The organism is Bradyrhizobium sp. C9 (assembly GCF_002532045.1).
Taxonomy (GTDB): domain Bacteria; phylum Pseudomonadota; class Alphaproteobacteria; order Rhizobiales; family Xanthobacteraceae; genus Bradyrhizobium.
Genome location: NZ_NWTG01000026.1, coordinates 75,449 through 87,687, shown reverse-complemented (window position 1 = coordinate 87,687; position 12,239 = coordinate 75,449). Strand labels below are relative to the sequence as shown.

7 protein-coding genes and 1 riboswitch are annotated in these 12,239 nt (G+C 65.1%); of the genes, 3 read left to right on the top strand and 4 right to left on the bottom strand.

All coding sequences use genetic code 11. From position 1 onward, the window contains the following. Window positions 1–216: 216 nt before the first annotated feature. A complete protein-coding gene (locus CO675_RS33470) occupies window positions 217–1,416 on the bottom strand; it encodes a TrmJ/YjtD family RNA methyltransferase (protein WP_097676071.1) in 1,200 nt (399 codons plus the stop codon). Between the two features lie 335 nt (window positions 1,417–1,751). Here CO675_RS33470 and CO675_RS33465 point away from each other — a divergent pair, with 335 nt between their 5' ends. The 3 genes from CO675_RS33465 (at window position 1,752) to CO675_RS33455 (ending at window position 5,357) form a co-directional block, all read left to right on the top strand. Continuing rightward, window positions 1,752–3,479: an alpha/beta hydrolase family protein gene (locus tag CO675_RS33465; protein ID WP_245453032.1), complete on the top strand. Its 1,728-nt coding sequence runs from the start codon at window positions 1,752–1,754 to the stop codon at window positions 3,477–3,479. 126 nt (window positions 3,480–3,605) lie between these two features. Further along, window positions 3,606–4,820, top strand: coding sequence for an NADP-dependent isocitrate dehydrogenase (locus CO675_RS33460; RefSeq protein ID WP_097676068.1), 1,215 nt, complete (start codon window positions 3,606–3,608; stop codon window positions 4,818–4,820). Window positions 4,821–4,856: 36 nt separating this feature from the next. Then, window positions 4,857–5,357 (top strand): DUF3455 domain-containing protein, encoded by a 501-nt coding sequence (locus tag CO675_RS33455; RefSeq protein ID WP_097676082.1) that lies wholly within the window; start codon window positions 4,857–4,859, stop codon window positions 5,355–5,357. Between the two features lie 102 nt (window positions 5,358–5,459). Here CO675_RS33455 and CO675_RS33450 read toward each other — a convergent pair whose 3' ends face one another. The 3 genes from CO675_RS33450 to alaS form a co-directional block, all read right to left on the bottom strand. Next, entirely contained in the window at window positions 5,460–7,700 is a 2,241-nt protein-coding gene (locus CO675_RS33450) for an NADP-dependent isocitrate dehydrogenase (protein WP_097676067.1), read from the bottom strand. 242 nt (window positions 7,701–7,942) lie between these two features. Further along, complete coding sequence (locus CO675_RS33445; protein WP_097676081.1) at window positions 7,943–9,190, bottom strand: cyclic nucleotide-gated ion channel; 1,248 nt, start codon at window positions 9,188–9,190, stop codon at window positions 7,943–7,945. Between the two features lie 9 nt (window positions 9,191–9,199). Continuing rightward, window positions 9,200–11,872, bottom strand: a complete 2,673-nt coding sequence (gene alaS, locus CO675_RS33440; RefSeq protein WP_198964839.1) for an alanine--tRNA ligase — start codon at window positions 11,870–11,872, stop codon at window positions 9,200–9,202. A 203-nt stretch (window positions 11,873–12,075) separates the two neighbouring features. Next, window positions 12,076–12,166: riboswitch (glycine riboswitch) on the top strand. The last annotated feature ends 73 nt before the right edge of the window (window positions 12,167–12,239 follow it).

Genomic DNA, 12,239 nt, shown 5'->3' with positions numbered 1-12,239 from the left:
GGCTATCAGGCCCCGATACAGGCCCTCGCCAATCTCACGGGACCAAACACGAAAGCAGGGACCCATAACCACGAACGGTCATTGTTGCGCCTTGGTGGAACGACGAATCCCGTTCACAATTCGGGCCGCGGAGTATGGGTCCCTGCTTTCGCCGGGACGACGTGTGGAGAGGCCTACGATCGATCTCGACGCCATCAGACTCTCAGCCGGCGATCTTCACCGCTCCTGCTGCAAACTCCCCTCCAGCCGCGCCAGCTCGCCGTCGAGGTCGCGCTCGACGTCGGCCGCCTGCATGTCGACCACCCGATAATCGCGCGCCTCGAGCCAGGCTCTGCGCTTGGCCCGGTCGGCGGCGATGGCGTCGCTCTCGTTCGGATTGACCAGCTCGATCGCGAGCCGGTGCACGAAGGAGACGAAGTCCGGGATGTGGCGGCCGACCGGGGTCTGGCGCTTGAACTGGCCGGCGAAGCGGCGGTCCCGCGTCAGCGCCTGCCACAGGATCCGCTCGGCGTCGGTCGGATTGCGGCGGAGCAGCCGGGCGAGCCCGCGCACCGTGCTGGAGTTGTCGGCGGCGGCTCCGCCCTGCCCCTGCTCGGCGAGCAGCGCCCGCAAACGCGTCGCCTGCGCGCCGTCGAGCACGCCGCCCTTGGCCGGACCCTTGCGGCCCTCGGCGATCGCCATCACCACCCCATGCAGCGTGTGCATGTCCTGCTTGGTCGGATCCATCCGGGTGAAGATGTTGCGCAGGTTCACCAGCATGGTGTCGCGCTTCTCAGCCGGCCGCAGGAACTCGACCTTGTCGAGCTCGGCGACGAGGTTGTCGAAGAACGCCTGCATCTGGTGCTGGGAGGCCGGCTCGGACCGTTCAGGCATCGCGAACGGCAGCGCGCCGGCGGTCGAGAGCTTGAACCACTCATAGCCCATCAGCAGCACCGCCTGCGCCAGGTTGAGCGAGGCGAAGCCCGGATTGACCGGGAAGGTGATGATACGGTTGGCGAGCGCGACCTCGTCATTGGTCAGGCCTGAGCGCTCCCGCCCGAACAGGATGCCAGCCCCGCCGCCGGATGCGACATGACCGACGATCTCGTTCGCCGCGCCTTCGGGCCCGACCACCGGCTTGGCCTGGTCGTGAGCGCGCGCAGTGGTCGCGAACACCAATGTGAGATCGGCGATCGCCTGCTCGACCGTGTCGAACAGCTCGACGGAACCGATGATGTGGTCGGCGCCGGCAGCGGCGCGTTGCGCGGCGACATTCGGCCAGCCGTCACGCGGATTGACGATGCGCATCCGGGTCAGCGCGAAGTTGCCCATCGCGCGCGCGGCCATGCCGATGTTCTCGCCAAGCTGCGGCTCGACCAGGATGACGACGGGACCGGCAAGGTCGTGCCCTGCCTTGGTCTTGTCGGTGCCGGACATCTCACTTCACTTTCTGATTCAACGTCTGAAGATTTTGGATCAGCTTCCGAAGCGGCTGATTCAAACTCTCATGCAGGGGGGCGCAACCAGCTTTGCACCGGTTTTGCGCGGGACCATTTTCTCCAAGGAGATAACAGGGTTAGCCGCGTTTGCGAATCCTCAATCGGAGTCCCAATCGCACGGAGTGAAGACCGCCGCTTGCGCGCGCTTGGCCTTCGGATAGGCTATCAACCACAACCAAAGCGAAGCTGTAAAGGCACGCTTGAGGCGCCGGTTGAACGGCGAGGCACTTGGGGTCGAAGCACTTTGGGGTCAAAGCACTTGGGGGGACGATGATGCGTGGCAGATGGACGCTGGCGATTGTGGGCGTGGTCTTGATCGTGGCGGGGGGCCTGCTCGCCTACCTCACGCAGACCGCAGGCGGCATCCGGATCGAGGATGTCAGATTCAAGGGCGCCAAGGGCAACATCATGAGCGCCCTGCTCTACGTCCCGCCGAACGCGACGCCGCAGATCCCGGCACCCGGCATCCTTGCCGTCCACGGCTACATCAATTCGCGCGAGACCCAGGACGGCTTCGCCATCGAGTTCGCGCGCCGCGGCTATGTCGTGCTGGCGCTCGACCAGACCGGCCACGGCTATAGCGACCCGCCCTCCTTCACCAACGGCTTTGGCGGACCTGACGGCCTTGCCTATCTCCGCAGCCTGCCCTTCGTCGACAAGGACAACATCGGGCTCGAAGGCCATTCGATGGGCGGCTGGACCGTGCTGGCGGCCGCCGCGGCTCAGCCCAACGACTACAAGTCGATGGTGCTGGAGGGCTCATCCACCGGCAAGCCGTTCGCCGCCGAGGGCACCACGAGCTGGCCGCGCAACACCGCGCTGGTGTTCGCCCAGTACGAGGAGTTCTCCACCCTGATGTGGGGCGTCGACCTCGCCCGCGACGTCACCAAGAGCCCAAAGCTCTGGGCGCTGTTCGGGACGCAAGGCGCGGTCGAGCCCGGCAAGGTCTATGGCGATCCGGCCGACGGCACCGCCCGGGTGCTGTACACCCCCGCGATGACCCATCCGGCCGAGCACATCTCGCATGAGGCGATCGGCTACAGCCTCGACTGGTTCGCCAAGACCTTGAAGGGCGGCACCCCTCGTCCGGTCGACGACCAGATCTGGTTCCGCAAGGAGATCGGCACCCTGATCGCGCTGATCGGCTTCGTGGCGCTGGTGATCGGGACATTCGACGGGCTGCTGGAGGCACCGATGTTCTCCCGGCTGCGGCTGCCGGCGGTTGCCGACGGCACCATGCCGGCGCATCAGGCTGCGAGCGGCCGGCGCTGGACCACGGCGTTCATCCTGTCTGCCTTCATCCCGGCGCTGACCTACTATCCGGCCTTTGCGCTGGGCGGCACCTTCGTGACGCCGAGCGCGTTCCTGCCGCAGGGCATCACCAACCAGATCCTGGTCTGGGCCATCATCAACGGCCTGATCACACTGGCCCTGATGTGGTTCGCCCCGAAGCGCACCAGCCGGGCCGGCCTCATCGGTCAATCCGTCGTGATCGCGCTGGCCTCGGTTGCGGTGGGCTACGCCGTGCTGTGGCTCGCCGACCTCGTCTTCAAGATCGACTTCAGATTCTGGATCGTCGCACTCAAATTGATGAGCGCGAAGCAATTCCTCATCTTCCTGATCTATCTGATTCCGTTCACGGCGTTTTTCGTGGTGGCGCTGCACGTGCTGCACCGGAATTTCTCGACCATGGGCGCGCCGCGCGGAGCGCTCTATCTGACCAACATCCTGGCGCTGACGCTCGGTTTCATCGTGTTGCTGGTGCTGCAATACGGCACGCTGTGGCTGACCGGTAAGCTGTTCAACCCGATCCCGGACCCCGGTTTCGTGCCGCTCTCTACCATCGTGGCGATCCAGTTCGTGCCGCTCCTGGCAATCGTTGCCGTGATTGCGACCTTCACCTGGCGTCGGACCGGATCGAGCCTGCCGGGGGCCCTGATCGCGGGCCTGTTCGTGACCTGGTACATCGTGGCCGGGACAGCCACGCAGGTCCCGTTTTAGCTGAAAAGATGGGCTTAAACTGCATACCCCCTCAGCTTCCGCCCGCCCCCGGGCGGTGCTATAGCGCAGGCGTATTCCATCACTCCGCTGTCAAAAGCGCGCTGTTCCCAAGAGGGCCTCTCCGTCATGGCAAAAATCAAGGTGTCCAACCCCGTCGTCGAACTCGATGGCGACGAGATGACCCGGATCATCTGGCAGTACATCAAGGACAAGCTGATCAACCCGTTCCTGGATGTCGAACTGCTCTATTTCGATCTCGGCATGGAATACCGCGATGAGACCAATGACCAGGTGACCATCGACGCCGCCGAAGCCATCAAGAAGGTCGGCGTCGGCGTCAAATGCGCCACCATCACCCCCGACGAGGCCCGGGTGAAGGAGTTCGGCCTGAAGCAGATGTGGAAGTCGCCGAACGGCACCATCCGCAATATCCTCGGCGGCGTGATCTTCCGCGAGCCGATCATCTGCAAGAACGTGCCGCGCCTAGTTCCCGGCTGGACCAAGCCGATCATCATCGGCCGCCACGCCTATGGCGACCAGTACCGCGCCACCGACATCAAGTTCCCGGGCAAGGGCACGCTGTCGCTGAAGTTCGTCGGCGAGGACGGCACCGTGATCGAGCGGGAAGTGTTCAAGGCGCCCGGCGCCGGCGTCGCGATGGAGATGTACAATCTCGACGACTCCATCATCGATTTCGCCCGCGCCTCGCTCAATTACGGCCTGCTGCGCAACTACCCGGTCTACCTCTCGACCAAGAACACGATTCTGAAGGTCTATGACGGCCGCTTCAAGGACATCTTCCAGGACATCTACGACCGCGAGTTCAAGAAGGAATTCGAGGCCAAGGGCCTGACCTACGAGCACCGCCTGATCGACGACATGGTGGCCTCGGCGCTGAAATGGTCTGGCGGCTATGTCTGGGCCTGCAAGAACTATGACGGCGACGTGCAGTCCGATACCGTGGCCCAGGGCTACGGCTCGCTCGGCCTGATGACCTCGGTGCTGCTCACCCCGGACGGCAAGACCGTCGAGGCCGAAGCCGCCCACGGCACCGTGACCCGCCACTACCGCGAGCACCAGAAGGGCAAGGAGACCTCGACCAACTCGATCGCGTCGATCTTCGCCTGGACCCGTGGCCTCGCCCATCGTGCCAAGCTGGACAACAACGTTGAGCTGGCCAAGTTCGCGACCACGCTGGAGAAGGTCTGCGTCGCGACCGTCGAGGAAGGCTACATGACCAAGGACCTCGCGCTCCTGGTCGGCGCCGACCAGCGCTGGCTCTCCACGACCGGCTTCCTCGACAGGGTCGCCGACAACCTCGCAAAAGCGATGGCGGCGTAAGGCCGTCGGTTCTGGAATACAACAGTGGACGTGACCATGACCCTCCTTGGCCGGGTGACGCTCGCATCCATGTTGCTGACCGGATCGGCGGCGCTCGCTGCCGATCCGCTGCCGGCGCCGATTGCGGCGCCCGGCGAGACCACGGTGCTCACCGTCCACGCCGAAGGCGCCCAGGTTTATGAGTGCAAACCAGTCACCGACGGCAAGCTCGCCTGGTCGTTCCGCGAGCCGATCGCCACCCTGGTCGCCGGCGGCAAGACGGTCGGCCGGCACTATGCCGGCCCGAACTGGGAGGATGCCGACGGCAGCGCTGTCATCGCTCGCACCACCGGCGATGTGCCGGGCGCCGGCGCGTCGGACATTCCCTGGCTAAAGCTCGAGGTCATCTCTCGCCGTGGCGAAGGCGTGCTCACCGGCGTCACCACCGTGCAGCGGATCAACACCTCGGGCGGCCAACTCACCGGCGCCTGCGACAAGGCAGGCTTGCTGAAGAGCGCGCCCTACTCGGCGGATTACGTGTTCCTGCGCAAGGGCTGAGGAGCCGATCTGCGAAATCGTGATTATCGCTGCCGCTTCGATAGATTGCGCGGCAGCGAATCGACGACTTGTTCCGCCCCTTTGCCGAAACGGCCCCGGCCTTCATGAGCCTCCCGTCAGCGCCAGCGCCGCGTTGAGCGTCGCGCTCGGGCGCATCACGGCGTCGCGCTTTCGCGGATCGGGAAGGTAGTAGCCGCCGATATCCGCCGGCTGGGCCTGCACAGCCGCCAGCTCGCCGATGATCTTCTCTTCGTTGCGGGTGAGCGTCTCAGCCAGCGTCTTGAACTGAGCCTGAAGGGCGGGATCATCCGTCTGCGCAGCAAGCTCCTGCGCCCAGTACATCGCCAGGTAGAACTGGCTGCCCCGGTTGTCCAGTTCGCCGGTCCGCGGCGATGGCGACTTCTTGTTGTCCAGCAGCTTGCCGGTGGCGATATCCAGCGTCCTGGCCAGCAGCGCGGCTTTCGGATTGCCTGTTTTCAGACCAAGGTCTTCCAGCGACACCGCCAGCGCCAGAAATTCGCCGAGCGAATCCCAGCGCAGGTGGTTCTCTTCCACCAGCTGTTGCACGTGCTTGGGCGCCGAACCGCCCGCACCGGTTTCGTACATGCCGCCGCCCGCCATCAGCGGCACGATGGACAGCATCTTGGCCGACGTGCCGAGCTCCATGATCGGAAACAGGTCGGTCAGATAGTCGCGGAGGATGTTGCCCGTGGCGCTGATCGTATCCAGACCGCGGATTACGCGCTCCAGGGTGTAGCGCATGGCGCGCACCTGACTCATGATTTGGATGTCGAGGCCGGATGTGTTGTGCTCGTGCAGGTACATCTTGACCTTGGTGATCAGTTGGGCCTCGTGCGGCCGGTACGCATCAAGCCAGAACACCACCGGCATGCCGGAATTGCGGGCGCGCGTCACCGCAAGCTTGACCCAGTCGCGGATGGCTGCGTCCTTGAGCTGGCACATGCGCCAGATGTCGCCCTTCTCCACGTCCTGGCTCAGGAGAACCTCACCGGTGGCGAGGTCGGTGATGTTGGCGACGCCGTCCTCGGGGATCTCGAAGGTCTTGTCGTGGGAGCCGTATTCCTCGGCCTGCTGCGCCATGAGACCAACGTTGGGCACCGTGCCCATGGTGCGGGGATCGAAGGCGCCGTGCCATTTGCAGAAGTTGATCATCTCCTGGTAGATGCGCGCGAAGGTGCTTTCCGGCATCACGGCCTTGGCGTCCTTCAGACGGCCGTCCGGCCCCCACATCTTGCCGCCGTTGCGGATCATGGCGGGCATCGACGCGTCCACGATCACGTCGTTGGGCGAGTGGAAGTTGGTGATGCCCTTGGCCGAGTCGACCATCGCCAACTCCGGCCGATGCTCGTGACAGGCGTGCAGGTCGCGCTTGATCTCATCCTGCTTGCTCTGTGGCAGGGCTTCGATCTTGTTGTACAGGTCGACCATGCCGTTGTTGACGTTCACGCCCAGTTCGTCGAACAGCTCGCCGTGCTTTTCGAAAGCGTCGCGGTAGAAGATCTTGACGCAATGGCCGAACACGATGGGGTGCGACACCTTCATCATGGTGGCCTTGACGTGCAGCGAGAACATCACCCCCGTCTTGTATGCGTCCTCGATCTGCTGCTCGTAGAACTCCAGTAGCGCCTTCTTGCTCATGAACATCGAGTCGATGATCTCGCGGTCCTGAAGCGACACCTTGGGCTTGAGCACGACGGTGTTGCCGCTCTTGGTGATCAGCTCCATCCTCACGTCGCGCGCCCTGTCCAGCGTCACCGACTTCTCGCCATGGTAGAAGTCGCCGTGGTGCATGTGCGAGACGTGCGAGCGCGAAGCCTGGCTCCATTCGGCCATGCTGTGCGGGTTCTTCCGCGCATAGTTCTTCACCGCCAGCGGCGCGCGGCGATCGGAATTCCCCTCGCGCAGCACCGGATTGACCGCGCTGCCGATGCACTTGGCATAGCGCGCCCGGATCGCCTTCTCCTCGTCCGACTTCGGGCTCCCGGGATAGTCCGGGATGTTGTAGCCCTTGGCCTGCAGCTCCTTGATGGCCGCGAGCAGCTGCGCCACCGAGGCACTGATGTTGGGCAGCTTGATGATGTTGGTGCCGGGCAGCAGCGTCAGCCGGCCGAGCTCGGCCAGATTGTCTGGCACGCGCTGCTGTTCAGTCAGGAATTCGGGAAACTCGCCGAGGATACGGGCCGCGACCGAGATGTCACTGACGGCGACGTTGATGCCGGCCGGCGCCGCGAACGCGCGCACGACAGGCAGGAACGCCGCGGTCGCCAGCGCCGGAGCCTCATCGGTCAGCGTGTAGATGATGGTGGAAGAGCTCTTGCTCATGCGCTTACTTCTTTCGCGGGAGGCCGGGCGGACCGGGGCAATTTTCCGTGCCGATGCGTGGTCTGATTTTGGATTTCACGTTGGGTGACAAGGAGATCAGGCGGGGTAGTTGATCCGGACAATTGCGCGACCTTTGTCACTGCCGTTGAATTTGGCAGCCGCGATAGGCTTCGGCAACTGGTTTGTTCATTCGCGCGTCTTTACGTCCTCGGATGCGGGCCGCAAAGTCAGCGAGCGCCAGACTAATCCCGGTCACCGCCGCCGGTCCCGGCCGGACTGGCCTGCGCGATTTCGGCCTCGGCAACGTCGCCGGCGCCAGCGCTCTCCGCCAGCCGCGCATCCGCGGTGTCCTTCACATGCATTGCCAGCGCCGGCATCCGCTCGATCAGGGCATGAAAGTCCTGCGCGTCGAGCAACAGCAGCTTGGTCTTCCGCATCGCCGTCACCGTGCCGGATCGGCTGGTCCGGCGCAGCAGCGCGATCTCGCCGAAGAACGTGCCGTCGCCGAGCCGCACCCGCTGGCTCGGCAGGTCGATCTCGACCTCGCCGGCGGTGATGAAATACATCGATGACGCCGCATCGCCGCGTCGCACCAGGATCTCGCCCGCCTCGATGGTCTGCGACCGCAACAGCCGCATGATATCGGCGATCTCGGCCGCGCCAAGATGCGAGAACAGCGGCACCCGCGCCAGCATGCCCCAGGTCACCACGAAGTCGCGCCGCCGCACCTCGTCGGCGAACGCGGTCGAGATGATCGCGACCGGCAACGCGATCATCGCAAAGCCGACCACGATCGCGACCACGGTGACGATGCGGCCGAGCAACGTCACCGGGACGACGTCACCGTAACCGACCGTGCCGAGCGTCACGATCGCCCACCACATCGCCTGCGGCATGGTGCCGAACTTGTCCGGCTGCACCTTGTGCTCGATGGCATAAAGCAACGACGCGAACAGCAGCACCGCGCCGGTCAGGATCACGACGCAGCCGAACAGCGTGCGCCGCTCGGCATGCAGCGCGGCCAGCAGCGAGCGCATCGCGGTCGAATAACGCACCAGCTTCAGGAACGGCAGCATGCCGAACAGCACCAGCGCGGTCTTGTCACCGATCGCAAGCGCGATGGCCGACGGCAGGAAGGCGAGCAGGTCGATCACGCCGAGCGCCGAGAAGGCGTATTCCAGCCGCGCCTGCGGCGCCGTCACGTCACGCAGGGAATGGCCGACCACGCTCCAGAGCCGCGCGGCATATTCCAGCGCGAAAGCCGCCACCGCCGCAATCTCGATGGTCGTCAGCAGCCCGCCGAACTGCGCGTCGATCTCGGGCACGGAGGCCAGGATCGCCGCCAGCACGTCGATGGCGATGATGGCGACGATGACCCCGGCAAACCGCGACCCGCCGGAATGCGGCAGATCATCGCGTTCGAGCAGCTCGTAGAGACGATCGCGGAGCCCGGGATTGATCGTGGGCTTGAGCGGAGCCGTCGCCACGATCAACCTCCGTCAGGCGCTGGCCATCGCTTGCTCGATCGCCGACAGCGCGGCGTCCGCCTTGGCGCCGTCGGGACCGCCGGCCTGCGCCATGTCGGGCCGGCCGCCGCCGCCCTTGCCGCCGAGCACCTCGGAGCCCTTGCGCACCAGCTCGACCGCGTTGAAGCGCGAGGTCAGATCGGCGGTGACGCCGACCACGATGCCGGCCTTGCCGTCCTCGGTGACGCCGACGATCGCGACCACGCCCGAGCCAATCTGCTTCTTGCCGTCGTCGACCAGGCTCTTCAGGTCCTTGGTCTCGACGCCCTCGACCGCACGCGCGAGCAGCTTGACGTTGCCGACCTCGCGCACGCCGGAGGCGGCACCGTTCGACGACGCTCCGCCGCCCATCGCGAGCTTCTTGCGGGCATCCGACAGGTCGCGCTCGAGCTTCTTGCGCTCCTCCATCAGGGCGGCGATGCGCGCCGGCACATCCTCGATCGAGGTGCGCAGCTCGGCCGCCGCGGTCTTCGCCAGTGTCATGGTGTCATTGGCGTGCTTTCGCGCGTGATGTCCGGTCAGCGCCTCGATGCGGCGGACGCCGGAGGCGACCGCGCTCTCGCTGGTCACCGAAATCAGGCCGATGTCGCCGGTGCGGCGAACATGGGTGCCGCCGCAGAGCTCGACCGACCAGCCGAGCGCGTTCTGACCGTGCTCGCGGGCGCTCTTGCCCATCGAGACGACGCGAACCTCGTCGCCGTATTTCTCGCCGAACAATGCACGCGCACCGGCCTCGCGGGCGTCATCGACACCCATGATGCGGGTCGTCACCTCGTCATTCTCGAGCACGACGTCGTTGGCGATGTCCTCGACGCGGGCGAGCTCTTCCGGGGTGATCGGCTTCGGATGCACGAAATCGAAGCGCAGGCGATCGGGCGCGACCAACGAGCCGCGCTGCGCGATGTGATCGCCGAGCACCTGGCGCAGCGCCTCGTGCAACAGATGCGTTGCCGAGTGGTTGGCGCGGATCGACGAACGCCTGGCGTGATCGACCTCGAGCTGCAGGGCGGTGCCGACATTCAGCGTGCCCTGCTCTACCGTGCCGACATGCACGAACAGGTCGCCGGCCTTCTTCTGCATGTCGGTGACGCGGAACTTGACGCCCTCGCCGGTGAGGATGCCGACGTCGCCGACCTGACCACCGGACTCCGCATAGAACGGCGTCTGGTTCAGCACGATCGCGCCGCTCTCGCCGGTCTTGAGGCCGCCGACCTCGGCGCCGTCCTTGACCAGCGCCGTCACCACGCCTTCCGCGCTCTCGGTCTCGTAGCCCAAAAACTCCGTCGCGCCGAGCTTCTCGCGCAGCGGGAACCAGATCGTCTCGGTCGCCGCTTCGCCGGAGCCGGCCCAGGAGGCGCGCGCCTTCTCGCGCTGTCGGTTCATCGCGTCGGTGAACGAGGCCTGGTCGACGCTGATGCCGCGCGATTTCAGCGCGTCCTGCGTCAGGTCCAGCGGGAATCCGTAAGTGTCGTACAGCGTGAACGCGGTGTCGCCGTCGAACATGTCGCCCTTCTTGAGGCCGGCGCTCTTCTCGTCGAGGATCGACAGGCCGCGCACCAGAGTCTTGCGGAAGCGGGTCTCCTCCAGCTGCAGCGTCTCCTCGATCAGCTTCTCCGCGCGCACCAGGTCCGGATAGGCCTGGCCCATCTCGCGGACCAGCGCCCAGACCAGGCGATGCATCAGCGGCTCGCTCGCGCCCAAGAGCTGCGCATGGCGCATCGCGCGGCGCATGATCCGGCGCAGCACATAGCCGCGGCCCTCGTTCGACGGCAGCACGCCGTCGGCGATCAGGAACGCCGAGGAGCGCAGATGGTCGGCGATCACCCGGTACGACGCCACGTTCTGCGCGTTCGGCCCATGGCCGAGGGCCGATGCGGCCGCATCGATCAGATGGCGGAACAGATCGGTCTCGAACACGCTCTCGACGCCCTGCAGGATGCAGGCCATGCGCTCCAGCCCCATGCCGGTGTCGATCGAGGGACGCGGCAGCGCCACGCGCTCCTCCTTCGTCACCTGCTCGTACTGCATGAACACCAGATTCCAGAATTCGAGGAAGCGATCGCCATCCTCCTCCGGGCTGCCCGGAGGGCCGCCCCAGATATGCTCGCCGCGATCGATGAAGATCTCGGAGCACGGACCGCACGGGCCGGTATCGCCCATCGCCCAGAAATTGTCCGAGGTCGGGATACGGATGATGCGGTCATCCGAGAAGCCCGCGATCTTTTTCCAGTAGCCGGCCGCCTCGTCGTCGGTGTGGTAGACGGTGACCAGCAGCTTGTCCTTCTTCAGCCCGAAATCCTTGGTGATCAGATTCCAGGCGAGCTCGATCGCGCGCTCCTTGAAGTAGTCGCCGAACGAGAAGTTGCCGAGCATCTCGAAGAAGGTGAGATGGCGCGCGGTGTAGCCGACATTGTCGAGGTCGTTATGCTTGCCGCCGGCACGGACGCACTTCTGCGACGTCGTGGCGCGCTGATAGGCGCGCTTCTCGACGCCGGTGAAGACGTTCTTGAACTGCACCATGCCGGCATTGGTGAACATCAGGGTCGGGTCGTTGCGCGGAACCAGCGGCGACGACGCCACGATCTCGTGGCCGTTCTCCTTGAAGAAGTTCAGAAATGTCGACCTGATGTCGTTGACGCTGCTCATGTTCATCCAATCGGAAAAAGGGGCCGGCCAGCCGCAAAAAGGCGTCATTTTCCGGCCGAACGCTTTTAGACATTGCCAGCTGCGGTGTCCAGAAACTGTGCAGGCGGATCATGGGCTTGCCGCGGCAGCACAAAGCCCCGTTGGATAGTTGCTGCAGCTGCGTTGACAGTCTTGGTGGCGCCGTGTTTTCTACCTACCTGTTACCCCGTCACGTCGGGAGAGACCGGCTTTGCCGCCGGCGCCGAAGGAGCAACCGCCCCGGAAACTCTCAGGCAAAAGGACCGCGTGACGTCTGACATCTGGAAAGAGGCGCTGGGGTTCTCCCCGACGCGCCCGCCGACGGGATAATACTCTCAGGCACAGCGAC